Origin of the sequence: Myxococcus sp. MISCRS1 (assembly GCF_026626605.1) — a bacterium.
GTDB lineage: Bacteria > Myxococcota > Myxococcia > Myxococcales > Myxococcaceae > Myxococcus > Myxococcus fulvus.
Map to the genome: position 1 here is coordinate 5,255,306 of NZ_JAPNKB010000001.1, position 24,698 is coordinate 5,280,003.

21 protein-coding genes are annotated in these 24,698 nt (G+C 70.2%); 14 read left to right on the forward strand and 7 right to left on the reverse strand.

Annotation, left to right across the window (positions count from 1 at the left end; translation table 11 throughout):
• Nucleotides 1-158: 158 nt before the first annotated feature.
• On the reverse strand, nt 159-1,385 hold the full coding sequence (gene epsE, locus OWM54_RS20845; RefSeq protein ID WP_267698600.1) for an exopolysaccharide biosynthesis GT4 family glycosyltransferase EpsE: 1,227 nt from the start codon (nt 1,383-1,385) through the stop codon (nt 159-161).
• A 154-nt stretch (nt 1,386-1,539) separates the two neighbouring features.
• Between epsE and OWM54_RS20850 the strand changes: the two genes are divergently transcribed.
• The 6 genes from OWM54_RS20850 (at nt 1,540) to OWM54_RS20875 (ending at nt 8,858) form a co-directional block, all read left to right on the forward strand.
• Entirely contained in the window at nt 1,540-2,061 is a 522-nt protein-coding gene (locus tag OWM54_RS20850; protein ID WP_223750948.1) for a hypothetical protein, read from the forward strand.
• Nucleotides 2,058-3,086 (forward strand): exopolysaccharide biosynthesis glycosyltransferase EpsD, encoded by a 1,029-nt coding sequence (gene epsD / locus OWM54_RS20855; protein WP_267698601.1) that lies wholly within the window; start codon nt 2,058-2,060, stop codon nt 3,084-3,086. The genes OWM54_RS20850 and epsD overlap by 4 nt, the downstream gene beginning before the upstream one ends.
• Nucleotides 3,083-3,646, forward strand: a complete 564-nt coding sequence (gene epsC, locus OWM54_RS20860; protein WP_223750946.1) for a serine O-acetyltransferase EpsC — start codon at nt 3,083-3,085, stop codon at nt 3,644-3,646. The genes epsD and epsC overlap by 4 nt, the downstream gene beginning before the upstream one ends.
• Before the next feature lie 29 nt (nt 3,647-3,675).
• Nucleotides 3,676-5,877 carry a GH44 family glycoside hydrolase EpsB gene (gene epsB / locus OWM54_RS20865; RefSeq protein WP_267698602.1) on the forward strand — a complete coding sequence of 734 codons (2,202 nt, stop codon included), beginning with the start codon at nt 3,676-3,678 and terminating at the stop codon, nt 5,875-5,877.
• Nucleotides 5,874-6,686 (forward strand): exopolysaccharide biosynthesis glycosyltransferase EpsA, encoded by an 813-nt coding sequence (gene epsA, locus OWM54_RS20870; protein ID WP_267698603.1) that lies wholly within the window; start codon nt 5,874-5,876, stop codon nt 6,684-6,686. The genes epsB and epsA overlap by 4 nt, the downstream gene beginning before the upstream one ends.
• A gap of 114 nt (nt 6,687-6,800) precedes the next feature.
• Nucleotides 6,801-8,858: a serine/threonine-protein kinase gene (locus tag OWM54_RS20875; protein WP_267698604.1), complete on the forward strand. Its 2,058-nt coding sequence runs from the start codon at nt 6,801-6,803 to the stop codon at nt 8,856-8,858.
• 82 nt (nt 8,859-8,940) lie between these two features.
• On the opposite strand, the gene OWM54_RS20880 is transcribed toward OWM54_RS20875, so the two are convergent.
• The 3 genes from OWM54_RS20880 to OWM54_RS20890 all read right to left on the reverse strand — a co-directional run bounded on the left by OWM54_RS20880 (nt 8,941) and on the right by OWM54_RS20890 (nt 12,968).
• Nucleotides 8,941-9,396 carry a type II toxin-antitoxin system VapC family toxin gene (locus OWM54_RS20880; RefSeq protein ID WP_267698605.1) on the reverse strand — a complete coding sequence of 152 codons (456 nt, stop codon included), beginning with the start codon at nt 9,394-9,396 and terminating at the stop codon, nt 8,941-8,943.
• Complete coding sequence (locus OWM54_RS20885) at nt 9,393-10,322, reverse strand: hypothetical protein (protein WP_223784180.1); 930 nt, start codon at nt 10,320-10,322, stop codon at nt 9,393-9,395. Before OWM54_RS20885 ends, OWM54_RS20880 begins: the two co-directional genes overlap by 4 nt.
• A 441-nt stretch (nt 10,323-10,763) precedes the next feature.
• Nucleotides 10,764-12,968, reverse strand: a complete 2,205-nt coding sequence (locus tag OWM54_RS20890; RefSeq protein ID WP_267698606.1) for a phosphodiester glycosidase family protein — start codon at nt 12,966-12,968, stop codon at nt 10,764-10,766.
• A gap of 379 nt (nt 12,969-13,347) precedes the next feature.
• Here OWM54_RS20890 and OWM54_RS20895 point away from each other — a divergent pair, with 379 nt between their 5' ends.
• Both OWM54_RS20895 and OWM54_RS20900 read left to right on the forward strand, forming a co-directional pair.
• Nucleotides 13,348-14,178 carry an alpha/beta hydrolase gene (locus tag OWM54_RS20895; RefSeq protein WP_267698607.1) on the forward strand — a complete coding sequence of 277 codons (831 nt, stop codon included), beginning with the start codon at nt 13,348-13,350 and terminating at the stop codon, nt 14,176-14,178.
• A 174-nt stretch (nt 14,179-14,352) separates the two neighbouring features.
• On the forward strand, nt 14,353-15,939 hold the full coding sequence (locus OWM54_RS20900; RefSeq protein ID WP_267698608.1) for a beta-lactamase family protein: 1,587 nt from the start codon (nt 14,353-14,355) through the stop codon (nt 15,937-15,939).
• 549 nt (nt 15,940-16,488) lie between these two features.
• On the opposite strand, the gene OWM54_RS20905 is transcribed toward OWM54_RS20900, so the two are convergent.
• The 3 genes from OWM54_RS20905 to OWM54_RS20915 form a co-directional block, all read right to left on the reverse strand.
• Nucleotides 16,489-17,751, reverse strand: a complete 1,263-nt coding sequence (locus tag OWM54_RS20905; protein ID WP_267698609.1) for an RNA polymerase sigma factor — start codon at nt 17,749-17,751, stop codon at nt 16,489-16,491.
• A gap of 1 nt (nt 17,752) precedes the next feature.
• Nucleotides 17,753-18,148, reverse strand: coding sequence for a YciI family protein (locus tag OWM54_RS20910; RefSeq protein WP_223750936.1), 396 nt, complete (start codon nt 18,146-18,148; stop codon nt 17,753-17,755).
• 163 nt (nt 18,149-18,311) lie between these two features.
• Nucleotides 18,312-19,694 (reverse strand): FAD-binding oxidoreductase, encoded by a 1,383-nt coding sequence (locus OWM54_RS20915; RefSeq protein WP_267698610.1) that lies wholly within the window; start codon nt 19,692-19,694, stop codon nt 18,312-18,314.
• A 217-nt stretch (nt 19,695-19,911) separates the two neighbouring features.
• Between OWM54_RS20915 and OWM54_RS20920 the strand changes: the two genes are divergently transcribed.
• The 6 genes from OWM54_RS20920 (at nt 19,912) to OWM54_RS20945 (ending at nt 24,698) form a co-directional block, all read left to right on the forward strand.
• Entirely contained in the window at nt 19,912-20,652 is a 741-nt protein-coding gene (locus OWM54_RS20920; protein ID WP_223784186.1) for an SAM-dependent methyltransferase, read from the forward strand.
• Between the two features lie 189 nt (nt 20,653-20,841).
• Nucleotides 20,842-21,123: a hypothetical protein gene (locus OWM54_RS20925; protein WP_141325103.1), complete on the forward strand. Its 282-nt coding sequence runs from the start codon at nt 20,842-20,844 to the stop codon at nt 21,121-21,123.
• Between the two features lie 15 nt (nt 21,124-21,138).
• Nucleotides 21,139-21,567: a DUF4326 domain-containing protein gene (locus OWM54_RS20930; protein ID WP_223750933.1), complete on the forward strand. Its 429-nt coding sequence runs from the start codon at nt 21,139-21,141 to the stop codon at nt 21,565-21,567.
• A gap of 200 nt (nt 21,568-21,767) precedes the next feature.
• Nucleotides 21,768-22,163, forward strand: a complete 396-nt coding sequence (locus tag OWM54_RS20935) for a hypothetical protein (RefSeq protein WP_267698611.1) — start codon at nt 21,768-21,770, stop codon at nt 22,161-22,163.
• Between the two features lie 63 nt (nt 22,164-22,226).
• Nucleotides 22,227-23,846, forward strand: coding sequence for a sigma 54-interacting transcriptional regulator (locus OWM54_RS20940; RefSeq protein ID WP_267698612.1), 1,620 nt, complete (start codon nt 22,227-22,229; stop codon nt 23,844-23,846).
• Nucleotides 23,847-24,263: 417 nt separating this feature from the next.
• Nucleotides 24,264-24,698: a hypothetical protein gene (locus tag OWM54_RS20945; RefSeq protein ID WP_267698613.1), complete on the forward strand. Its 435-nt coding sequence runs from the start codon at nt 24,264-24,266 to the stop codon at nt 24,696-24,698.

Below are 24,698 nucleotides of genomic sequence, written 5' to 3' on the forward strand. Positions count from 1 at the left end.
GGACGCCCTGCCCCGAAGGCGCCCGCCCGCTTCTCCTCCCAGGGTATGGAGCCGACGACGCGGTGGCACGCTCCGCCGTCCCTCCGTGACGCAGGCGCAGGCCGCCCATGAGGGACAGGGAGCGGCGGACAGGGGCCCGCCCGCCCCCCTGCTTTCGACTACCCCGCCGCGCGCTGGAGCATCAGCGCGAGCATGTCCGCGCTGCGCTCGCTGCTGAACTGCGTCTCCACCTTGCGACGGCCCGCCTCACCCAGCCGCTCGGCCTCGCGCGGATTTCGCGCCACGGCCTCCAGCTTCTCGGCCAGGACAGAGGGCGCCTGCGGCGGCACGAGCATCCCGTCCACGCCGTCGTCCACCAGCTCCTTCACCCCGCCCGCGCCCGTCACCACCACCGGCGCGCGCATGGCCATGGCCTCCATGATGGCCACGCCCAAGGGCTCCTGGAGGCTCGCCAGCGCGAAGATGTGCGCGCGCTCGATGCCGTCGCGCACCACGTCCTCGCCCACCGCGCCCAGCAGCGTCACCGCGTCGCCCAGCTTGGACTCCGCGAGCTTCGCCTCCAGCACCTTGCGGTACGTGGTGCCGCCCGCCTCGTCCTCACCCGCGATGGACAGCCGCGCGTCGATGCCCTTGGCCCGCAGCATCCCCACCGCGTCGATGAGGTCCGCGTGCCCCTTGCACGGGTTGAGGCGTCCGCACGAGAAGAGGCGCAGCGGCCCCTCGCCCGTCCACGCCTGGTACGGCGTCGAGCGGTTGAACTTGCCCAGCTCCACGCCCATCGGCGCCAGCTCGATGTCCTTGGGCAGGCTCCCCGCCAGCTCCTGGTTCACCTCGCCCAAAAGCTTCTTCGTGATGACGAACGCGAACCTGGCGTGCCGCCACTTCTCCCGCTGGTTCGGCCCGTAGTCGTCCAGCGGCCCGTGCAGCGTCATGCTGTACGGCAGCCCCGACAACAGGTTCGCGAACAGCGCCACGTGCGCGGCGTTGGCGCACGAGTGCACGTGCACGTGCGTCCACCCCCGCTCACGCGCCAGCGACGCCAGCCGTCCGCCCATCACCGCGAAGGCCAGCAGCCGCGCGCGACCCTTCGCGTCCAGCCCCTCCGCGCGGGCGATGGAGGCCAGGCACCGCGCCCAGCCCGTGGGCATGGCGCGGGCAATCTCCGCCACGGCCTTCACCACGCCGAGCGGCCCGGGCGGGGCCAGGTACTCGGTGCGGGCCATGGCCTCGCGCGCCCAGCTGTGGGAGATGATGCGCGCGGGCGGCGGCTGGGTGGAGACCAGCTCCGGCGTCACGCCCTTCCCGGGAAGGGCCTGCAACTCTCGCCAGAAGAAGATGTGTGTCTGTCCGGGAAACTCGGGGATGAGATAACCAATCTTCGGCACCTGCTTTCCATAACACGCCCGCTCCCACGGCCCCACGGGGAGGGCCCGGAAGCCCCCGGACTCATTGGGGCAGGTCGCAGGGCACCCGCTCCCCCGCCCGCCCGCCAGGTCATTGGGTCGACACCGTGCGTTGGGCTATACCGGGCGGCGCTCCATGGCCGATTCCAGCGCACCGCCCTCCACCTCGGACGCCGAGGTTCCCGACAGCACCGTGCCCTCACCGGCACTGCAGCGGCTGTGGTTCGCCCTGGAGCGCACCGGCTGGAGCTTCCTCACCGTGGTCCCCGCGCACCCGGGTGCCCCCGCGCTGGAGGCCGCCACCGCCATCCTGGAGGCCGGCGCGCCCTACGCGGCCACGCAGAAGATCCACCTGGATGACGCCATCGGCCTGTCCCCCGCCGAGGCCCCCCGCCGCGTGCTGGAGCTGCGCGAGCGCGTGGCCCGGGGCGAGCGCGTGGTCGCCGTCATCGACTCCGTCCTCACCCGCCCCGCGAGCCTCCCCGTGGCGCTCGCCGCCGACGGCGTCCTCCTGTGCGTCACCCTGGGGGAGACGGACTTCGGCTCGGCGCGCAAGACGATGGAGTTCATCGGCCCGGAGCGCTTCGTGGGCAGCGTCACCTTCCCCCGGCAGAAGAAGGGCCGGGGTCTTTTCTCCCGCAAGAAGAAGAAGCCATGACGCCCTCGGACGCCTCCACGCCCCGCCTCAGCGTCGTCGTCGCCACGTACAACCGACTGCCCCTCATCACCCGGCTGCTCGGGCAGCTCGCCCAGCAGACGCTCCCGCCCGAGCGCTACGAGGTCGTCGTCGTCGATGACGGCTCCAAGGAGCCGGTGAAGGCTCCGCTCGACGCGCTCGGCGAGAGCCTCCCCTACGCCCTGCGCGTGGAGGTGCAGGCCAACGCGGGCGCGGCGGCGGCGCGACACCGGGGCGTGCTCGCGGCGCGGGGGGACATCGTCCTCGTCACCGACGACGACATGCAGGTGGAGAAGGACTTCCTGGAGCGGCACCTGGCGCACCACCCGGAGGGCTCGCGGCACGTGGTGCTGGGCCGCATCCGTCCGGACCCGTCCATCGGAGACATGCCGCTGTTCGAGCGCTGGTACGCGTACCTCAACCACCGCATGGCGGAGGAGCTGTCCACCCCCGGCGCGCGCGCGCACGGCAACCACCTGTACACGGGCAACGTGTCCTTCCACCGCGAGGACTACGTGGGCGTGGGCGGCTTCGACAAGTCGCTGGGCCAGTCCGAGGACGTGGAATTGGGCGTGCGGCTGGAGAAGGCGGGCTGCGCGTTCGTGTTCGCCAGCGACGCGCACGTGCTGCACGGCAGCGACCACGTGTCCTTCGAGCGCTGGCTCAAGCGCGCGAACCGCTACGGCATGTTCGACACGCACGTGGCGCGCAAGCACCCGGACGTGCGCGGCGTCAATCCGTGGCGGCTGCTCTTCGAGACCAACCCCCTGGCGCGCCCGCTGCTCGCGGCCACCGTCGTCGCGCCCGAGGCCACGCGCGTGCTGACGGGCGCGGTGATGAGCGCCGCGAAGGCCGCGGACAGGCTGGGCCTGGAGAAGGCCGCGTTCGCGGGCACGTCGGTGGTGTACGGCATGGAGTATCTGCGCGGCGCTCGCAACGAGGCCGGCGGCTGGACGGGTATCGCCCGTGAGGTGGTCCGCTACCTCCAGGGCGGGGGGAACCGATGAACTTCCTGAAGTCGAAGCGCTCGATGATTGGCGCGCTGGTCTCCGATGCGATGGAGCTGGCCCGCGCCGCCAATGGCCACACCGACGCGAAGTCCGTCGCCAAGGTGGTGCTCACCAGCGACTCGTACCGCATCACCGCGCTCAACCGCGCCCGCGAGGCCGCGCTCGACTACCACATCCCCCTGGTCAACCACGTGCTGCGCGTGGCGCAGACGGCGGTGCTGGGCATCGAGATCGGCAAGGACGTGACGCTGGGCAAGGGCGTGTACTTCGTGCACAGCCTGGGCATCGTCATCGGCGGGGACGCGCGCATCGGCGACCGCGTGCGCTTCTACGGCAACAACACCGTGGGCACCGCCAAGGACAACGGCTACCCCGTCATCGAGGATGACGTGTGGATTGGGGCCGGCGCTCGCATCCTGGGGCCGGTGCGCGTCGGCGCGCGCTCGCGCATCGGCGCCAACGCCGTGGTGCTGCAGGACGTGCCGCCGGACAGCGTGGCCGTGGGGATTCCCGCGCGCATCTTCCCGCGCAAGGACACGGACGACGTGGTGCTGTGAGGGCCCCCAGGCCCGGGGGAGTTGAGTCCATGGAGGCAGGTGTGAAGGGTGCGCGGAGCAAGGCGGGCGCCGCCGTGGTGGTCTGCACGCTGGCGGTCGCCGGTGGCTCGGTGGCGCTGGCGCGCGGCGGTGAGCCCTCCGGCGAGGTGAAGCCCGCGGTGGGCGACGCCGCGAAGCCGGGCGAGACGAAGCCCGCGGCCGTCGAGGCGGCGAGCACCGCGCCGGTGGTCCTCTACGACGGCGGCCTCGGTGCCGGGTGGAAGGACATCGGCTGGGCGCCGCGCGAATTGCCCAAGGGCGCTCCGGCGCGGATGCGCCTGTTCAACTACGGCGGCTGGATTCTCTATCAGCCCAAGCTGTCGGGCAGCTTCGGGGCGCTGTCCCTGCGCCTGAGCGCGCCGGAGGCCTACGGCGAGTTCCTGGAGGTGCGGCTGGACACGCCCGGCGCGGTGTCCTTCCCTCGCGTGCCCGTGACGGCGGACCTGCAGGTGCGCAAGGACGGCGAGTGGGCCGACATCGTCATCCCCATGGAGCTGCTCAACCCCAAGGGGGAGGCGTTCGACCGCGTGGTGCTGCGCGCGTCGAAGGACGTGGGGCGCGACTGGGTGCTGCTCGACAAGGTGGCGCTGGTGCCGCTGCCGCCGGACGTGGCCGCCGCGCTGGCCGCCGGTGGAGGCCGCACGGGCAAGGGCAGCGGGCGCGACACGTCGATGACCATCGACTGCACGGCGCCCGGGCATGACATCAGCCCGCTCATCTACGGCATCGCGCTGGACGGCCTTCGCGAGAAGAAGGACCAGCACCAGTACAAGCTGGGCGCGACGACGCGCCGCTGGGGCGGCAACCCCACCTCCCGCTACAACTGGAAGCTGGGCGGCGCGTGGAACACGGCCAACGACTGGTTCTTCCAGAACGTGGACATCGGCCTGAGCTACACGGACTTCCTCGAGTCCAACCGGAAGAACGGGATGAGCTCCGCGCTCACCGTGCCGCTGCTCGGGTGGGTGGCCAAGGACACGCGCTCGGTGGGCTTCCCGGTGGCGACCTTCGGCCCGCAGCGCGGCGAGGACAACGGCTCCGGCAACGGCGTCACGCGCGACGGCACCCCGCTCAAGCCCGGGCCTCCGTCCCAGACGAGCACCGAGGCCTCGCCCGAGTTCGTCGCCGAGTGGGTGCGCGCCATCCGCGAGCGAGATGCGGCTCGCGGCGAGCGCAGCGTGCACATGTACATCCTCGACAACGAGCCCATGCTCTGGAACTCGACGCACCGGGATGTGTTCCCGGAGCCGTTGACGTACGACGGGCTGTTGTCGCGCACGATTGCGTACGGCACCGCGGTGCGGAAGGCGGACCCGGACGCGCTCATCGCGGGCCCCGCCGAGTGGGGCTGGACGAACTACCTCTGGTCCGCGGCGGACTTCGCGCCGGGCAAGGCGCCGCACTCGGACCGTCGCGCGCATGGGGACGTGCCGCTGCTCCCCTGGTACCTGCGGCAGCTGCGCGAGCACGAGAAGAAGACGGGCGTGCGCATCCTGGACGTGGTGGACCTGCACTTCTACCCGCAGACGAACGTGGGCGTGGGGTTGGAGGGGAACACGGACCCGGAGACGAACGCGCGGCGCATCCGCTCCACGCGCGCGTTGTGGGACCCGACGTACAAGGACGAGTCGTGGATTGGCGAGCCGGTGCGGCTGCTCCCGCGCATGAAGGAGTGGATTGCGCAGAACTACCCAGGCCGGCGCATCTCGATTGGTGAGTACAACTTCGGCGCGTTCGGCCACATGAGCGGAGGCCTGGCGCAGGCCGAGGCGTTGGGCCGCTTCGCGCAGGAGAACATCTACTCCGCCTACTTCTGGCAGTACCCGACGAACGGCAGCCCGGTGTTCTGGGCGTTCCGCGCGTTCAGGGACTTCGACGGGCGGGGTGGCCGCTTCCAGGACGTCTGGGTGCCGGCGAAGGCGGAGGAGGGCACGAGCGTGTTCGCCTCGCGCAACAAGGACGGCACCAAGGTGGTGGCGGTGGTGCTGAACTTCGACCCGGACCAGGCGGCGCAGGCGCGGGTGAAGCTGAACGGCTGTGGGACGCTCGAGAACGTGCGCGTGCTGGGGTACTCGGGCGCGCCGGGCGGGTTCCTGCTGCAGCCGGCGGGAAACCATACGGCGGCGGGGCTGACGCAGCGGCTGCCGCCCTACTCGATGACAGTGCTTGATTTGACGGTGAAGAAGCCATGAGTACCGCGACTCCGGACACGAAGCAGACGACGCCGTTCACCACGGGCCGCCCTCGGCTGAGCATCGGCCAGCTGGCCATCGACCAGCTCACCTTCGAGGAGGCGGTGCTGGAGATTGGCCGGCTGGTGGACTCGCGCCAGGGTGGCTACGTGTTCACGGCCAACGTGGACCACGTGGTGCTGGCGGAGGACAACGCGCAGTTCCGCGAGGCGTACTCGCGCGCGGCGATTTCGGTGGTGGATGGGATGCCCATCGTCTGGGCGTCGAAGGCGCTGGACGTGGCGTTGCCCGAGCGCATCGCGGGTTCGGACCTGATTCTGCCGCTGATGAAGCTGGGGGCGGAGCGCAAGTGGCGGGTGTACCTGTTGGGCGCGGGCCCGGGGGTGGCGGAGAAGGTGGCGCGAATCGTGGGGGAGAAGTTCGGGGTGGAGGTGGTGGGGTGGGATTCGCCGATGGTGCGCACGGACGCGGGGGACGCGCAGAACGACCCGATTGTCGCGAGCATCCGGGAGAAGGACCCGCACCTGCTCTTCGTGGCGCTGGGCAGCCCGAAGCAGGAGGTGTGGATTTCGCAGGTGTCGCAGAAGCTGGGCCCCACGGTGGCGATTGGCGTGGGGGCGGGGTTCGACTTCATCGCGGGCACGGCGAAGCGCGCCCCTCCGTGGATTGCCAAGGCGGGCTTCGAGTGGCTGTACCGCCTGGCCAATGAGCCCAAGCGCCTGTGGCGCCGGTACATCCTGAATGACTCTCGCTTCGCCACGATTCTGGCGCGCGAGCTGTGGAAGCGCACGGGCGGGAAGCCGGAGTAGGGCTGGCGAACCCATGGCCACCCTCGGGTGGCCAACACCTGACATTGCGTGGGTAAGGCCTCCCTGTCGGTCTTTGAATGGCCTGACAGTCCCTGGCTACGCTCATGTCAGGCCATGAGTACGAGCGAGAAGACGCGAGGGGAACGAGCGCCACGGGGAAGGGACTCGCTGGTCTCGACGCAGGTCAATGACTTCGTCATCGAGGAGCGCATCGGCGAGGGAGGGATGGGCGTCGTCTATCGCGCCGTCCATCCGCTGATAGGCAAACAGGTCGCCATCAAGGTGCTCCGCGCGGAGAACGTCACCCAGCAGCAGGTGGAACGTCTGCTCATCGAGGCCCGCTCGGTCAATGCCATCCGCCACCCGGGCATCATCGACATCTTCGGCTTCGGCACCCTGCCGGACGGTCGGCCCTACATCATCATGGAGCTGCTCCGGGGCCAGTCCCTCGCGGCGTTGCTCCAGCAGAACACCCGACTCGACCCGAACACCACCGTCTGGATTCTCGACCAGATGCTGTCGGCGCTCGGCGCGGCCCACGAGGCGGGCGTCGTGCACCGAGACCTCAAGCCCGGCAACGTCTTCCTCGCCCAGGGCCTGGATGGCACCCGCACCGTCAAGCTCGTCGACTTTGGCATCGCCAAGTTGATGCGCAGCGCCGACGGGCCCACCACCGTCGATGGCACCATCCTGGGGACGCCCGAGTACATGGCCCCCGAGCAGGTCCGCGGGAACACCGTCAGCTTCGCCACGGACCTCTATGCCACCGGCGTGATGGCCTTCCACATGCTGACGGGTGAGCGCCCCTTCAAGGGCGAACAGCTCCAGGTCCTCTTCGCTCACATCGAGCAGCCTCCACCCCTCCCCTCTTCCCGTGTCCCCGGGCTCCCCGCCGAGTTCGACACGCTCATCCTCCACCTGCTCGCCAAGGACCCCGCGCTCCGGCCCGAGTCCGCCGAGGCCGTGCGACAGGCGTTGAAGCGGATTCCGCCCACCGTCCTCTCGGCCCCCGCCACCGTCCCGCTCCCCGCGCAACTCCCCGTCCCGGAGAGCAGGACGAAGACCACCGCGTCCCAGGTCCGCCCCATGCTGCCCGGAGTACGCTGGAGTCGAGGCTCAACCTGGGCCGTTGGTGGAGCGCTCATCACCAGCGTCGCCCTGGGCAGTTTCTTCCTGGGCTCACGCCAATCCAGCACGACGAGTACGGCGACCGCATCTCAGATTCCGGCTCGAGAGCCCCAAGCCGCCGAGCACCGCCCTCCGCCCTCCGCTCGGACCGAGACGCCCCAGGCAATGCCCGACCCAGCGGGGACAGTCCGAACAGGGGCCCCCCAGGTGGCACGTTCAGAGGCGTCTCCCGAACCACCACCTCCTTCGACCCTCTCGAAGCACGCCCCGGCCACGGAGAAGACAGAGCAAGGCGCTCCGACCGAACAGGCCCGCGTCTCGGCCCTCACGGAGAGCGTGACGACGACGGAGAAGCAGGCCAAGTCCGGCCCTCCCAAGCGAGCCGCGGCGGTTCCCGCGAGTTCGAACAAGCGGCAGGGCGCCGTGCCCGCGGTCATGAGTCGCCACCCCCAGGCATTCCTCGCCCAGAACGCCAAGGCGCCTCTGGACGCGACGCTGCTCCTGCGCGTCTATCAACTCGAGGAGCGCTACCTGAAGCAGACCTCGGGGAGCACGCGCTCCACCGAGTTCGAACAGCAGCTCGAAAGCCTCCATGCGCGCGCACTCAGCGCGAAAACCCGGTCCGAGGTGACGAAGGTGAGCACCGCGCTGTCCGCGCTGAGCAAGGACCTGCCCACATTCCAAGCCGCCGGGTCCGCATCCGACACCACCACGAAACCCAACCTGGACGGCCCACCGCCCCATACCGCCGCACCCTCCCCGACCCCCCAGGCGGCGCTCCGCGCACCAGGGCCCCAATTCCTGGCGATGCTCACCACCCCAGCACTGACTCCGGACGATGAAGGGCTCGCCCGTCGCCTCATCCACCTCAAGGCGGTTTACCTGGAGCGCGCCTCGAAGCGCGAGTATCCCAAGCTCCTCGAGGACCTGTTGGTCCGGATCCACGACCTCTCGATGAAGGCAAAGACCCCCACCACCATCACACAAATCCACGACGCACTGGATGGATGGGAAGAGGTCCTCAACGGGGCCACTCCGAAGTAACCCGCGGCCCTCAAACGGACGAGGTACGAGGTGGCTCCGAGGGCGTGAGCACCGGCGCAGCGTGCACGTGCCCCCGCCCCCCTCACCCACCGCTGGACGCCTCGCCGGCAGGTACCGGGTCGAACCAGGAACGTGCCAGCAGGCTCTCGGAGTGCAGCAGGTCGAAGTCCTTGTCGGTGGTCAGCAGCAACGCGCTGACCGCCGAGGCGGTGGCGGCGATCCACAAGTCGTTCTTGCCGAGCACTCGTCCCTTCGACCCACAGAAGACATCGAAGGTCGCGTACCGCTCGAGCACCGCGTCCAGGTGGATGTCCACCACCACGAGCTGCCGAAGCAGCTCGTGAAGCTTCGAGACCTTCTGCGCTCCCCAGGCTCGCTTCTTCGCGAAGGCCAGCAGCTCGCCCACCGTGACGACGGAGACGAGCGGACGGTGGCCCTTGCTCAGCAAGCCATGGACCTCCGCCACCCGCTTGCCGAGCGAGGAGGCCCTCAACAGGTGCGCCAGGATGTTCGTATCGAGGAGCACCAGCCCGCTCACGAGAACTCCCGCAGGGCGGCGGACAGCTCCTGCTCCGTCTCCTCACCGGGCCATTGGCCGAAAATCGCGCGGAGGCCCGAGCGCTCATCCTGCGATTGCCTCAACGCGCGCGGGTCCATCGGAGTGAACAGCGGCCTTGGGAGCACCGACCAGAGCGCCGCCTGCTGCGCGGACGAGGGCTCGAGGTGCTCCGCCTCGATGCGCAACACCGAGCCGGAGGGACGGAACACGGCCACGCCCGACACGATGACGTTCTGACCAAACGAGGCCGTCACCCTGTCGGACTCCAGACGCTCCCAGACCCCTCGAAGCGCGGCACCGTCCTCCAGAACCAGGGTGAAGAAGCGGTCGCTGTGCCGGATGGCATCCAGCTTTCCCGCGATGCGGATGGCCCGGGGCGGAGGCGTCTGCCGACGCAACCTCACCACACGCTCCACGCCCTCCGCGTCGATGTGGAACGTGTGCCCGTTGACGACCTCGATGCCCTCCACGCCCTGGTCGAGGAGCCTGGAGAACGCACTGAAGGTCTCCACCAGCCCCTCATCGAACCTGTCGCTGTCCGCAACGCCCGCGAGCGCATCCTCGAGCCCCGCCTCGAACAAGTCGACCGCGCTCCCCTCCGCGCCCACGTCGGACAAGGCCTCGCTCGAGCGCAGATGTCCTGGGAGCACCTGCCTCAGGGGCCTCGACTCCACCTTGAAGACACCGGCCTCGGACTGCGGCTCCAGCAGCAGGTCGAACTGCGCGGCGGACCTGAGCCACGAGGGCATGCCTCCGCGAGCGGTGCTGCGTCCCTCAATGCGAAAGCGGAGGGCCCGCTGCGCGCCCTCCACGAAGATGTGCAGCAGGTCCTGGAACAACGGCGCCGAGATTCGCTCCGGATGGACCGCGGCCCCCTTCAGCTTGATTTCATGGAGCAGGCTCATGGCAGGCCTCCAGGATGAAGCCCGTGGAGGACTCGCCGCGAATTCAGGCAAGCAGGCGTCACTTCTGTTTCAAGCATGCATCTCCTCCCTCGCGTGAAGGGAGTCATGCCCGGTGCCACGTCGACCCCGTGTCACTCCTCCCCGCCGCCGGAATGAATCTAGACAGCTCTGGCACCTCGGCCAAAGCGAAGCCGGCGATTGCACGAACGAGGCCCACGGCGTCACACCCGCACGGATGACCGCCCACCCGAGAGGCCGGTGTCCGCACACGAACCTTCCACTGTTTCGAGCAGGCATCCCAGGACGTGGACGCGACATCCCATCCCGGATGAACACGAAACCCGTCAGCGCCGAGAATCCGAGCCTCGGCGTGACGGGCGCATCATCCACATGGCCTCTCGAAGCGGCGCGCCACCCACGCGCCGCCTCGAGCACGTCACGTCACTCCCCCAGGCTGAGCCGCAGGCCGTAGGGGATGGTCTGGTTCTTCGCCCAGCCCGGCTCCACCTTCACCTGGTCGTCGCGCACGAGCGTCGCCGAGTCCGAGCCGTCGAACGACACCGCGTCATCCACGCCGAGCTTCACCAGCGCGTCGCGAATCTCCGAGAGCGTCTTGCCCGGCTTGGAGCCGTCCTCCTGCGCCACCACGTACGTCGTGCCCGTGTCCCGGTCGTAGCCAACGATGACCTTGCCAACCTCCTTGCCCCGCTCCTCCTGCGCACGGAAGCTCTCGTTGTTCCGCTGCGTCAGGTCCCCCGCGAACGCCCCGGGGTCTCCCTTGTCCGGCGCCGCCGCGTCCGTGCCCGGCTTGTACTGATTGCCCACGCCGTACGGCGTGCCGTCGATGATGACCGGCACCGCGCCACCAAACGCCAGGTTCGCGTCCTTCGGCGGATCCCCCTGCCCGAACTTCATGCCCGAGTCCGTCCACGCCGCGTAGAAGCGGTCCGGATCCGAATTTCCAGCAATCACCTCGCCGTTCTTCACCACCTGCCCCACCGGGTTCGTCCCCCACGCGGCGAAGTCGTAGAAGCTCGTGTTGACGATGGTGTCACTGCCCGGCTGCTTCCCCGCCGCCTGCGCCTCCTCGGTGAACGACGGCGAGAGCCCGAGCACGTCCGCCACACTGCCCCCGTTCTCCACCAGCGACGCCTTCGGATTCCTCATCGCGACGACGTGGATGCCCCCGTCCTCGAACTCCACCGGCTGACGCGGGTTCGCCTTCAACGTCTCCGACACCGACACCGCCAACCGCTCGCCCTCCTCGGGCGTCGTCGGCAGCTTCAGCTGCTGCGTGTCGGCCGAGCGCTGCGCCTCGCGCTGGAGCACGTCCACCGTCGCGCCCTTGCGGCTCAGCGTGATGTCACCATTGCCCGGCAACGCGTGCCCGTCCGTCCCCGCGCCCGGCAGCCGCGCGTACGACGCGTCGTCCACCACGTGGATGCCGACGCCGCGCGCGTCCAGGTCCTCCAGCGCCTTCTTGCCCTCGGGCGTCGAGCCCAGCTCCGCGCGCAGCCGCTCCACGGACGCCTTGTTCGCCGCGTCCGCCAGCTCCTTCGTCTTGGCGGCATGGGCCTCGAGGATCTCCTGCCTCAGCCCCATGTTCTGCGGCAAATCCTTGGGCGGCCCCGCCTTCACGTGCGCGTCGTAGCGGTCCCACGCCTGCTGCTCGGCCGGGCTCGCGTCCGCCACCATCATGTTCCGCAGTTCGGGCGACAGCTTCGCCTTCTCCAGCTCCGCGGCGCGCTCGGGCGAGCCGGGCGGCGTGTCGAAGATGCGCTGGGCGTCCGTCGCCGGCACGCTGCCCACCTCCTGGTACTGCGGCTGCGCCTTCTTGTACGCCTCCATGGACTCGTACGACTGGTTCGTCGTCGGGTCCAACACCTGCTCGCCCTGGCGCACCACCACGTGTCCCGTCTGCCCCTCGGCCCCCGGCCGCTGGTCCTGCAGGAACACCATCTCCGAGCGCGCACGCAGCTCCGGCGATGCCTTGTCCACCCAGTCCGCCGCCACATCCAGGCAGTTGACCTTCCCGTCCTTCGCGTCCTCCGTCAGCAGCGTGGAGCCCTCCGCGCTCCCCGTCGGCGAGGGCACGTTGCCCAACAGCTTGTCCATGCCCTCTCTGCGCGGCGCGGCGTCGAACGACGACACGTCCGACGTGGCGGCCCTCGGCTTCACGCCGTTGACGCTCTTGTCGTCGAACGGCTGCGCCAGCCCCTGCTGCGTCGCCAGCACGTTCGCCTGACCCATGGCGCCCTGCGCCTGCCGGGCCGTCCGCGCCGCCTTCTCCTCCGCGGCCCGCAGCGCCTCGTCGGCCTTGGATGCGCGCTGCTCGGCCACCTTCTGGGCCTTGGCCGCCGCCTCGGCCTCCTTGCGAGAAGCCTTCTGCTCCTCGGGCGTCTGACCCGGCTGCTGGGCCTGCTGCTTCGCCTTCGCCGCTTCCGCGCGAGCCTTCTCCTGCGCGAGCCGCGCCGCCTCCGCGGCCCTGCGGGCTGCCTCCGCCGCCTTGCGCGCAGCCTCCGCCGCCTTGCGCGCAGCCTCGGCCCGCTGCCGGGCTTCCTCGGCGCGTCGGGCCGCGTCCGCTCCAGATGCCCCCGATGATGAACCTGTCGAAGAGCCACCACGAATCGACGTCGTGCCGCCCATCAGTCACCCCTTTTCGCGAATCGAGACCGTCTACCGATTCTCGTTCCTACGAATTCCGGAGTTCCTAGGGACGCTCGCCGAGCCCGATTTAGTTGCCCGCGAGACAGGACCTCGCGTCGAACGGTCGTTGCGTATCGTGGCTTTCCACGAGGCGCAGAAGCCCGCGCAGTCCTCGTGCGGGCCTCGAGACCGACGAACGACCCCGCGCGCGGTGCTGGAGACGCTCGGCGCCGTGACGAAGCAGCCCCTCCGGATTGTTTCCGGGATGGAAACAGTGCTCTTCCCGGGAGCCCGTTTTTCGCCCCGGCCCGAATCCGTACTGTTCCTCTCGTCAACGCCGCACACCGCAACGACGCGGTGAACCGAGAGGGAACACGTCATGAGCGCCACCATTCAGCAGACCCAGGGCCAGCCGGATACCATCGTCCTCATCCACGGCATGTGGATGACGCCGCGCAGCTGGCAGGGGTGGATTGCCCGCTACGAGAAGGCCGGCTACCGCGTCATCGCCCCGACGTGGCCGGGGCTGGAGGGCGGAGTCGAGGCGCTGCAGAAGGACCCGACGCCGCTCAACAACCTGGGCGTGAAGGACATCGTCGACCACTACGAGCGCATCATCCGCGCGCTGCCCACCCCGCCCATCCTCATGGGCCACTCGTTCGGCGGCGCCTTCGTGCAGCTGCTGTTGGACCGGGGCGTGGGCGCAGCGGGCGTGGCCATCCACTCGGCGCCCGTGAAGGGCGTCTACACACTGCCCTTCACCACCATCAAGTCGACCGCGTCGACGCTCCTCAACCCCGCCAACGTCAAGCGCCACGCGCCCATGACGCCCGAGCAGTTCCACTACGCCTTCACCAACACGCTGACGCAGGAGGAGTCGGACGAAATCTACCGCACCCAGTACATCCCCGGCTCGGGCCGGGCGCTGTTCCAGGGCGCGCTGGCGAACCTGACGCCGCGCTCGGAAGTCACGGTGAATCTGCGCAACGACGCGCGCGCCCCGCTGCTGTTCCTCTCGGGTGACATGGACGTCATCCTCCCGGCCAGCATCCAGCGCGAGAACGCGAAGCGCTACGCGAAGTCGAAGGCGGTGACGGAGTACGTGGAGGTGCCCGGCCGCTCGCACTACACCGTGGCCCAGCCCGGCTGGGAGGCCATCGCGGACCAGGCCCTGGAATGGGCCGTGGAGCACGCCGCCGCCCGCAACTGAAGGTCCCTGTCGTGAAGAAACCCGGGGAGTGTCCCCACGCGCGTCGCCTGGCGACCCAGGGTCGACGCTCCCCGGAGGATTCGGGAGTTCCTCACGGCGCTCGTCGAGGCAATCATGTGGAGCCCCGTGCGTACCCACCCGGTCATCGCGCGAGTCCCCCAGGAATCCCCATCCATGTCCCGACTTCCGTCTCTCCGCCTCGCCGCCGTGTCCCTCTCGGGCACGCTCGCGCTCGGTCTGCTCACCGGCGCGGCTCCCTCCAAACCCCAGACGCAGTGGCTGTCGCGTCCCGCGGAGGCCGCGCGCGTGGCCCGCGTGGAGGAGGGCCTGCCCGCCATCGCGCTGCCCGGTGAGACGCCGCGGCACCTGTCGCTGCCGCAGTGGATGGAGCTGTACAAGGTCCCCGGTCTGAGCCTCGCCGTGTTCGACCAGGGCAAGCTCGTCTGGGCCAAGGCCTACGGCGTCAAGCAGGCGGGCGGAGATGAGCCCGTCACCGTCGACACCCTCTTCCAGGCCGCGTCCATCAGCAAGCCCGTCACGGCGATGGCCGCCATGCACCACGCCGAGAAGCACAAGTGGTCGCTCGATGAGAACGTCAACGACAAGCTGGTGTCGTGGAAGCTCCCCGACAACGACTTCACGAAGGAGCAGAAGGTCACCCTGCGCCGGCTGCTCTCTCACACCGCGGGCACCACCGTGCATGGCTTCGCGGGCTACGCCGTCGACGCGCCCCTGCCCACGGTGCAGCAGATTCTCGATGGGGAGAAGCCCGCCAATTCGTCGGCCGTGCGCGTGAACACCGTGCCTGGCACGCTCACCCGCTACAGCGGCGGCGGCACCACCGTCGTCCAGCAGTTGCTCGTCGACCAGTTGAAGAAGCCGTTCCCCCAAATCATGAAGGAGACGGTGCTCGCGCCGCTCGGGATGAAGGACAGCACCTTCGAGCAGCCCCTGCCCGCGTCGCTCGCCTCGCGCGCCGCCACCGGCACCACCCCCGACGGCAAGCGCGTCCAGGGAGGCTGGCACGTGTACCCGGAGCTGGCGCCCGCGGGCTTGTGGACGACGCCGTCGGACCTGGCGCGCGCCGCGCTGGAGATGTCCAAGGCCACCAAGGGCCAGTCGAAGCGCGTGGTGTCGCAGGCCATGGCGAAGCAGATGCTCACCCGTCAGCCCGAGTCGAAGTCCTTCGGCATCGGCTTCTTGCGAAACCCGGGGCAGGACTGGTTCGGCCACGGCGGCGCGAACGAGGGCTACCGCGCCCTGCTCGCGGCCTTCGCCGAGTCCGGCAGCGGCATCGTCATCATGACCAACTCGGACAACGGCTCGCGACTGTTCGAGCGCATCATGGCCAGCGCCATCTCCGTGTACGGCTGGAAGGGCTACACCGTCGAGCCCGAGCACCCCTCGGTGACGGTGGACCTGCTGGTGCGCACGAAGAGCGTCGAGGACGCCATCGCGTGGTTCAAGGCGCGCAAGGCGGAAGCGCCCCAGGACGAGAAACTGTCCGCGGACGTTCTCAACGAGCTGGGGTACTCGCTCTTGCGAGAGGGGCAGCAGGCCGACGCGCTGAAGCTGTTCGAGGCCAATGTCGCGCTCTTCCCCCAGGACGCCAACGCGCACGACAGCCTGGGTGAGGGCTACGTGGCCGCGGGTCGCAAGGCCGAGGGCGCCGCGAGCTACCGCAAGTCGCTGGAGCTCAACCCGAAGAACGACAACGCGCGCAAGGTGCTGGAGACCCTCGGCGCCGCGACGACGAAGTAGTCCGCCCGGGGTGTCACCGGGGCGAAGACGGTGCTCTCTTTCCTGGAGCCCGTCCTTCGCCCTGGCGTGCATCGGTATTGTTCCCCTCGTCAACGATGCACACGGTGACGGCGGCCTCCTCGGCCAGCATCCAGCGCGAGCACGTGAGGTCGCGCGGCGGCCGACGAGCGCAATACCGTGCCGCTGGGAGACCCTCGCGGAGCAGGCCGTCGAGAGACGGAGGCTCCTGTCCTGAAGGAACCCCGTCGAGGGCCCCTCAGGCGCGTCACCTTCGGAGTCGACGCGCCGCGGAGGGTGGAGGGCACGTTCGGCTTCGTCACCAACGAGGCTCTCGCGGTGCCGCGCTCCGAGCCGACTCGCCCCCGAGGAGGGCCCGTTCGTCAGTGGCGAGCTTCGTCACCCATGAAGCACTCGCGGTACCTCGCTCCGGACCGCCCGCGCACTGAGTCGCCCTCCATCATCGACCCTGCGCTCCATGCGACGGGTTGGCGCGAGGCCTGACATGGGACTGGGTCGCCCGCGCAGTTTGGCGATGCGCTGCACGTCCGACTACAGGCCCGCGGACTCGCTCAACCGCGCGGCCTGCAGCAGCAGATAGTCGCGCTCCGGCAGGCTCGTGGTGCGCTCGGCGGCCTTGCGGTAATGCACCACCGCCTTCGCGGGCTCACCGGCGCGCTCCAGCAGGTGCGCGCGGACCGCGTCCAGCCGGTGGTTCCCGCCGAGCCGCCCGCTCTTGTCCAGCACGTCCAGCAATGTCAGCCCCGTGCGAGGCCCATGCACCATCGCCGTCGCGATGGAGTGGTTGAGCGCCACCATCGGGTTGTCCGTCAGGCCCATCAACACGCCGTAGAGCGCGAGAATCTGCGGCCAGTCCGTGTCCTCGGCGCGCGCCGCCTCGTCGTGCACCGCCGCGATGGCCGCCTGCACCTGGTACAACCCCAGCGAGCCCTTCGACAGCGTGGCCGAGATGAGCGCCACGCCCTCGGCAATCATCGCCGCGTCCCAGCGTCCCCGGTCCTGCGCGTCGAGCGGAATCAGCTCTCCCGAGGGCCCCGTCCTCGCGGCCCTCCGCGCGTCCGTCAGCAACATCAGCGCGAGCAGCCCCGCCACCTCGCCGTCCTCCGGCAACACCGTGTGCAGCATCCGTGTCAGCCGGATGGCCTCGCCCGACAGGTCCGTGCGCAGCACCTGGGCCCCGGAGGTCGCCGCATACCCCTCGTTGAAGATGAGGTAGAGCACGTGCAACACCGCGCCCAGCCGCTGCGCGGTCTCCTCCGGCGTGGGCTTCTGGAACGGCACCCCGGAGGTGTGGATGCCCTGCTTGGCGCGGCTGATTCGCTGCGCCATCGTCGCCTCGGGGACGAGGAACGCCCTGGCGATCTCCGCCGTCGTCAGGCCGCCCACCGCGCGCAGCGTGAGGGCAATCGCCGAGGTCGTCGTCAGCGCCGGGTGACAGCACATGAAGAGCAGCGCCAGCGTGTCGTCGCGCCCCATGGACTCGTCCCCCATCACGGGCAGGACGAGTTGGAGCTCCGGCGGCACCATGCTCACCACCAGCTCCTCCCGGTGGCGTCGGGCCGCCTCGGCGCGCACCTGGTCGGTGATGCGCCGGGAGGCCACCTGGATCAGCCAGGCGCGCGGGTCCTCCGGCACGCCATCGAGAGGCCATTGCATCGCGGCCGCGAGCAGCGCCTCCTGGACCGCGTCCTCCGAGGCTCCGAAGTCACGGAACCGTCGGAGGATGGCGCCCAGCACCCTGGGCGCGTGCTCGCGCAGCAGGGACTCGATGGGGTGGCCTGCTGGGGACTTCACGTCAGAGGAACTCGGGAGGAGGACCGCTCATCACCTGCCGGACCTCGATGTCCATGTTCATCGGCTTGCCCGCGAGGCCCGGCGCGGCGGACGCCTCGGCGGCGATGGCATAGGCGCGCTCGGGGCTGTCCACCTCCACCAGCCAGTAGCCCACCAGGAACTCCTTCGACTCGGGGAAGACGCCGTCGGTGATGGGCTTGCCGTCCGCCCCCGCCTTCACGCGCTTCGCCTGGTCCGGCCCGGCCAGCCCCTCGGCCGCCAGCAGCTCTCCCGCGGAGGAGAGCTTCTTCGCGAACGACACCATGAACGCGATGTGCGCCCGGATGTCCTCCTTCGGCCAGTTCATCATCGCGTACGGGCCCTGACCGGCGTGGTTCATCATCAGCATGTACTTCATGGGTGGCTCCCTCTTTCCGTGTCGGCCGCGCCCCGGAATCGGGGTGCGTTCACCCCTATGTCGAAGCTGCGGAGAGCTTCTCGACATGCCTCCGAAAATACCCGGCGATTTCCGCAAGCCCTCGTCATTCCAGGGGAGTCCGTGCCCCTGGAAGGGATGAGGCTCAGAGCACCTTGCCCGGATTGAGGATGCCGAGGGGGTCCATCGCGGCCTTGAGGCGGTGGTGCAGGCGCAGGCCCTCCTCGCCGAGCTGCCGCCCCAGGAAGGGCTGCTTCAGCGCCCCCACGCCGTGCTCACCGGTGATGGTGCCGCCCAGGTCCAGCGCGGCCGCGAGGATGTCATCGAACACGCCGCGTGCCCGGATGAGCGCCGCGGGGTCCTGGCGGTCGAAGACGACGGTGGGGTGCATGTTCCCATCGCCCGCGTGGCCGAAGGTCCCCACGAGCACCCCGCGCTCGGCGGCGATGCGCTCCACGGCGGCGAGCAGCTCGGGGATTCGGGACAGGGGCACTCCCACGTCGTCGAGCAGCGTGGCGCCTTGTCGCTCGAGCGCGGGATAGGCGAGGCGGCGCGCGGTGAGCAGCAGCTCGCCCTCCGCTTCATCGGTGGAGTGGGTGACGAAGGTCGCGCCCGCGGCCTCGCAGACGGCCGCCATGGTCTCGATTTCCGCCACGCCCTGGTCGCCGCCCGCGTCCGAGCGCGCCAGCAGGAACGCGGCCGCGTCCACGTCCAGGCCCAGGGGTTTGTACGCCTCCACGGCGCGGCAGGTGGCCTGGTCCATCAGCTCCAGCATGGACGGGCGCGTGCGCGCCATGATGTCCGTGACGGCCGAGCCCGCGCCCGCGAGCGTGGGGAAGGTGGCGACCAGCGTCGTCGCCCTGGGGGGCTTGGGGCGAAGGCGCAGCGTCGCCTCGGTGATGACGCCGAGCGTGCCCTCCGAGCCGACGAACAGCCGCGTCAAATCGTAGCCCGCGACGTTCTTCACGGTGCGCCCGCCGGTGCGCACCACCGAGCCGTCCGCGAGCACGACCTCCAGCCCCAGCACCGCATCCCCGGTGACGCCGTACTTCACGCAGCACAGGCCGCCGGCGTTGGTGGCCAGGTTGCCGCCCAGGCTGGAGAACTCCCAGCTCGCCGGGTCCGGCGCGTACCAGAGCCCGTGCGCCGTCGCGGCCGCCTTCACCTCCGCGTTCAGCACGCCCGGCTGCACGACGGCGAGCATCCCCTTCGCGTCGACCTCCAGCACCCGGTTCATCCGCATCAGCGACAGCACGATGCAGCCCTCCAGCGCGTTGGCGCCGCCAGACAGTCCCGAGCCCGCGCCCCGAGGCACCACCGGGACCTTGTGCGCCGAGGCGACCTTGAGCACCGCGCGCACGTCCTCCGTGCAGGTGGCGCGCACGAGGACGCCAGGGGTGCCCGCGGGGGCCCACTCGGCTTGATCACGCCGGTGCGCCTCCAGCACGTCCGCGTCGGTGACGAGGGCATCAGTGGGGAGCACGGCCGTGAGCTCCCGCACCAGGGCTGCGTTCGTGTCCTTCGTCATGGGGTGCCCTCGCGGCCGCGTAACGATTTTTGAAGCCGAGGCGCCGTTTCTAACGATTTCTACAAAGCCCTAACGATTTCCTGGGCAAAAGCCCTTTCTCTAACGATTTCTAAACCCGGTGCGGAGCACCTGCCGCCGGCTCCCGCGCCCTGAGCCTTCGACGCGCAGACGCCCACGGCCCCTCGCGCGGATTCGGCTAACCTCCGCCTCACGCGCCATGGCCGAGGACGCCTCCACCCCGACGACATCCCCCCGGCTGTCCTTCCCCCGGCTCCTGCTCGTGCGCCTCTGGAGCCTGTGGCTGGACGCGGTGAACCGGGCGGCGGACCTGGCCGTCCTCGTGTGGCGCCCACGACTGCTCGGCCCCGCGCTGTCCCTGTGGCTGCGCGAGCTGCTCGTGTCGCCCTACCGGCCGCGTCGCTCCTTCGAGGTGGTCCGCCTCCTCCAGTCCAGCGGCCAGGGCTTCGACGAGCTGATGTACGGCGAGACGCCCGTGCACACCGCCCTGTCGCTCTTCCAGCGGGCCGGGCTCACCGCCCACGGCCACCTGGTGGACCTGGGCGCCGGACGCGGCCGGGCCCTGCTCGCCGCGCGCTGGCTGGGCGCCCGGGCCACGGGCATCGAACTGCTCGAGGAGCACGTCACCCTCGCCTCCGGCCCCCTGTCCCGGGCCGGCGCCGTGCTGCGCCAGGGCGACGCGGCCCTGGCCGACCTGGGCGAGGCCACCCATGTCCTCGTCAACTGGACGGCCCTGTCCCCCCAGACGCGCACCCGACTCGTCGCCCGCCTGCGCACCTGCCGCCCCGGCACCCGCGTCCTCACGATGACGCGCCCCATCGAGGCCCCGGGCTTCACCGTGCGCTCCCGACACCGCGCCCTCTTCACCTGGGGCCTCGAGCCCGTGTGGATTCACGAAGTCCCGGACTCCACCGCCCAGGTCCCGACTTCCACCGCTTGAGAATCCCCGCCCGTCCGAGGGAGTGGGCGCACCCGACCCTCCAGTGGCTTCCTCTCGTGGGCCTTACTGTCTAGTCTCGCCGGTCCGATACCGGCCGGCAGGACCCGGGCGCGGTGCGTCCCTCTTTCCGTGCCGGATGACCCGGGCCCCGGACCTCCCCCTTCCGGGGCCCCACAGGAGCAGACTCAGATGAAGGCTTGGATGGCCGTGGCGATGCTGGCGGTGGTTCCCCTCGTCGGATGCGGTGGCTCGCGTGAGCTGAACCGCGCGCGCGCCGAGACGAACGTGCTGAAGAAGACCACGGAGGAGCTGCGCTCGGAGAACGAGGCGCTGAAGACCAAGGTGACGGAGCTGGAGGGCGAGGTGGCCAGCGTCACCAAGGAGCGCGATGACCTGAAGGCCGCCGTCGAGCAGGCCGCCGCCGAGGCCGCCGCCGCTGCCCAGTCCGCCGGCAAGAAGCGCAAGAAGTAGTCGGGGGACCCGCCGATGACCGGGGCGCGCACCCAGGCGGTCCATGTCCACGACGGCTGCGACGTGTACGTGGGCCGGGCCTTCCGCGCGTGGGCGAAGCCTGGCCCCACCAACCCCGTGCCCGGTCGCTTCGGCAACCCCTTCAAGCCCGGTGGCGTCGGCACCCCGGGCGCCCTGTGGAAGAAGTACTTCGCCCCCTGGGTCGCCGGGCTGCCGGGCGCGGAGCCACAGCGCATCCACGAGGAGGCCCTCCGCCGCATGGGGCCCAACGTGGATGCCTTCGAGTCCTTCCGCTGGTACCTGGAGCTGCGCTCCCGCCATGACGCCGCCTGGCGCGAGGACGTGCTCGCCCTGCGCGGCAAGCGCCTGGGCTGCTGGTGCAAGCCCGGCCCCTGTCACGCCGACGTGCTGGTGTCCTGGCTGGACTCGCGCGCGAAGCGCTGAGGCCCCACGCGCCCGTGTCGACATGTCGGGCTCGCGCTCCGACGTGTCGGAAGCCGTGTCGACCCGGCTGTCGGAGGCCGTGTCGACGGGGCTCTCCCTCGGAGGACCGGGCTCGGGGCGCGCGGCACACGCGCTGCAGTGAGGGCAGGCACCGGGGGCACACGAGGCCCCTGGCCCATCCCTTCCCATTGGAGTGCGCCATGCCCGAAGTGAGCGTCGAGAAGCCGACCCAGACGAAGCCCGGCCCCGAGTCCACCGAGAGCCTCACCGCCACCATCGTCAACCAGACCTCGGGCGACCTGGTGCTGGTGAAGTCCATCACGAACCAGCAGTGGACGCAGCCGCCCCCGAGCGTCATCCCGTCCGGACAGTCCGGCCGCTTCATCAGCCCCGGTGACTTCAGCAACCCCTCCACCGGCTATGTGGTGTACCAGGCGTCCGCGGTGAACAACGCCACCTTCACGCTCAACTGGGACATCCCCTCGGTGGGCCCCAACAGCTTCAGCTGGCCGACGAGCCCGGGGCTGGTCGCGAACGAGAGCGGCTCGCTGAGCGGCTGGAACATCTCCGCGTCCTGGTTCGTCAGCGCGGGCTGAGGCGTGCGGGCGGGCCCGAGGGCCTCATGCTCCCGACTCGGCTAGCATGAGGCCCCGGCCACCATGTCTCCGACGCTCGCCGATGTGTCCACCGCCGCCATGCCCCAACGCGGTGGAGGTCCGCAGGGGCCTCGCCTCGTGCCCGCGCTGACGCTCGTCTCCCATCCCGTGCCCGCGCGCGTCGGAGAGCGGCTCCGACTGGATGCGCTCGTGGCGGGACGCGAGGTGGCGCTGTCTCGCAACGCGCCGGACTTCACGCGTCCCGGGTCCGCGCTGGGACAGCCGCTGAACGACCCGTTCATCAGTCGCAAGCCGTTGACGTTCGCCCCGGGCTCGAAGCCGGGGAGCGTGCGGCTGACGTGCACGGCCGGTGGCGAGCGCGTGGTCATCGCCGGCTCGGCGCTGGAGGGCACCTGGGAGCTGTCGGAGGCGGAGCTCCTCCAGGGTGTGCCGCTCGAGCTGGGCGGGCGCGTGGTGGTGCTGCTGCACCTCATGGACGCGGCGGAGGACTCGGCCACGGTGGACACGCTCGGCATGGTGGGCGAGAGCACCGGAGTGCGCCGGCTGCGTCGACACATCGAGCGCGTGGCGGACCTGGATGTGCCCGTGCTCATCCGCGGCGAGACGGGGACGGGCAAGGAGCGCGTGGCCCAGGCCATCCATCAGCGCAGCCGACGACGCGACAGCCGCTTCCTCAGCGTCAACCTGGGCGCCATCCCGAAGGAGCTGGCCGCGGCGGAGCTGTTCGGTACGCAGAAGGGCGCGTACACGGGCGCAGCGCAGAGCCGCGAGGGCTTCTTCCGCGCGGCGCATGGGGGCACCCTCTTCCTCGACGAGGTGGGCGAGGCGCCGCCCGAGGTCCAGGTGATGCTGCTGCGCGTGCTGGAGACGGGCGAGCTGTATCCCGTCGGCGGCACCACGCCGGTGGCCGTGGACGTGCGACTGCTCGCCGCCACGGATGCGGACCTGGACGAGCGCATCCGCGATGGTCGCTTCAAGGCGCCGCTGCTGCACCGGCTCGCGGGCTACGAGGTGCATGTGCCTCCGCTGCGCGAGCGGCGCGAAGATTTGGGCCGGCTGTTCTTCCACTTCGCCCGTGAGGAGCTGGCATCGCTGGGCGAGGCGCATCGGCTGGACAACGAGGACGCGTACGCGGCGCCGTGGCTGCCCGCGCCGCTGGCGACGCGGCTGGTGCGCTTCCCGTGGCCGGGAAACATCCGTCAGCTCCGCAACCTCGCGCGGCAGCTCGTCATCGGCAGTCGCGGAGAGCCGACGCTCCAGGCCGAGCCTCGACTGGAGCATGAGCTGGAGGTGGCCGCGGCCTCGACCCCTGGGGCCTCGGTGTCTTCGCCCGAGCCCGCCGCGGAGGCTCGGACTCCGGCGACACCGCGTCGCAAGGCTTCACAGGTGACGGAGCAGGAGCTGCTGGCCGCGCTGCGCGAGCATGCGTGGGACCTGAAGGCCACCGCCGAGGCGCTGGGCATTCCCCGGCCGTCGCTCTACGACCTCATCGACAAGAGCCCGAACCTGCGCACCGCGGGCGACCTTCGCTCGGACGAGATTGCCCAGGCCTACGAGGCACACGGCGGTGACCTGGACGCGATGGCCCGAGCGCTGGAGGTGTCTCGCAAGGCGCTGGGCCGGCGCATGAAGGAGCTGGGCCTGACGCCGCGCGGGGAGTGACACACGCTCGGAGGTTGCAGGACACGAGAGTTCAAGCTCGCAAGGCGCCAGGCCGGCGAGCTCGCAGGAGCTGAGCCTGACGCCTCGCGGTGAGTGGTTCACTCCTGGCGGATGCAGACGGCGCTGTGGCACGAGCGCCCAATCTCTTTCGCGAGGCGCCAGGCCAGCGCGCTCGAAGGATCTGGGCCTGACGCCTCGCGGTGAGTGACATGTTCCCTCTCGGCACGCGTGGCACGAGGCATGCTGTCTCCACGCGCATCGCGACATGTGTCGATGGGAGGGAACGTGAGGAACGGAAGCTGGGTCCTGGGAGTGTTGCTCGTTGCGGGCTGGGCGGCGTGCGCGTCACGGACGCGTGAGACAGTCGGCGCGCCGGAGTCGAACCCACGGCAAGTACAGGAGGACGACCTGCCCCGCTTGCAGCAGACCGATGGAGGCTGCGCGGTGGACCCGTGCCTGGCGGGAGACTCGGGCTGTCTGGACATCGCCGTGGAGACCGGGAGCGTGGGGAAGCGGTTCGACCCGAAGCCCGGCGCGAAGGGCTGGACGCTGTGCTCCGGCCAGGGACTCGAAATCACCTCCGACCTGGACAAGGACCTGTGCATCGACCTGCGCGACGTGCGCTCGACCGCGGATGGGGGCGTCGTCGCCCTGACGAAGCTGCGGAGCAAGGGCTCATGGTCCGACCCCAACCTGCCCTCGGGCGAGTACTGCCTGAGCATCTGTGACGACAAGGACGACCACTGCGCGCAGGGCTGCAAGGACTCCGACTGCGTCACGGATGACCAGACCATCCGCGGCAACCTCGATGTCGTCACCAAGGTACCCGAGCCCACCGGGGAATCCGACTGA

Excerpts from the sequence above, each read along its gene's own strand:
- OWM54_RS20850 (WP_223750948.1), top strand. The coding sequence starts at position 1,540 with ATGGCCGATTCCAGCGCACCGCCCTCCACCTCGGACGCCGAGGTTCCC.
- epsD (WP_267698601.1), top strand. The coding sequence starts at position 2,058 with ATGACGCCCTCGGACGCCTCCACGCCCCGCCTCAGCGTCGTCGTCGCC.
- epsC (WP_223750946.1), top strand. The coding sequence starts at position 3,083 with ATGAACTTCCTGAAGTCGAAGCGCTCGATGATTGGCGCGCTGGTCTCC.
- epsB (WP_267698602.1), top strand. The coding sequence starts at position 3,676 with ATGGAGGCAGGTGTGAAGGGTGCGCGGAGCAAGGCGGGCGCCGCCGTG.
- epsA (WP_267698603.1), top strand. The coding sequence starts at position 5,874 with ATGAGTACCGCGACTCCGGACACGAAGCAGACGACGCCGTTCACCACG.
- OWM54_RS20875 (WP_267698604.1), top strand. The coding sequence starts at position 6,801 with ATGAGTACGAGCGAGAAGACGCGAGGGGAACGAGCGCCACGGGGAAGG.
- OWM54_RS20885 (WP_223784180.1), bottom strand. The coding sequence starts at position 10,322 with ATGAGCCTGCTCCATGAAATCAAGCTGAAGGGGGCCGCGGTCCATCCG.
- OWM54_RS20890 (WP_267698606.1), bottom strand. The coding sequence starts at position 12,968 with ATGGGCGGCACGACGTCGATTCGTGGTGGCTCTTCGACAGGTTCATCA.
- OWM54_RS20895 (WP_267698607.1), top strand. The coding sequence starts at position 13,348 with ATGAGCGCCACCATTCAGCAGACCCAGGGCCAGCCGGATACCATCGTC.
- OWM54_RS20900 (WP_267698608.1), top strand. The coding sequence starts at position 14,353 with ATGTCCCGACTTCCGTCTCTCCGCCTCGCCGCCGTGTCCCTCTCGGGC.
- OWM54_RS20910 (WP_223750936.1), bottom strand. The coding sequence starts at position 18,148 with ATGAAGTACATGCTGATGATGAACCACGCCGGTCAGGGCCCGTACGCG.
- OWM54_RS20915 (WP_267698610.1), bottom strand. The coding sequence starts at position 19,694 with ATGACGAAGGACACGAACGCAGCCCTGGTGCGGGAGCTCACGGCCGTG.
- OWM54_RS20920 (WP_223784186.1), top strand. The coding sequence starts at position 19,912 with ATGGCCGAGGACGCCTCCACCCCGACGACATCCCCCCGGCTGTCCTTC.
- OWM54_RS20925 (WP_141325103.1), top strand. The coding sequence starts at position 20,842 with ATGAAGGCTTGGATGGCCGTGGCGATGCTGGCGGTGGTTCCCCTCGTC.
- OWM54_RS20930 (WP_223750933.1), top strand. The coding sequence starts at position 21,139 with ATGACCGGGGCGCGCACCCAGGCGGTCCATGTCCACGACGGCTGCGAC.
- OWM54_RS20935 (WP_267698611.1), top strand. The coding sequence starts at position 21,768 with ATGCCCGAAGTGAGCGTCGAGAAGCCGACCCAGACGAAGCCCGGCCCC.
- OWM54_RS20940 (WP_267698612.1), top strand. The coding sequence starts at position 22,227 with ATGTCTCCGACGCTCGCCGATGTGTCCACCGCCGCCATGCCCCAACGC.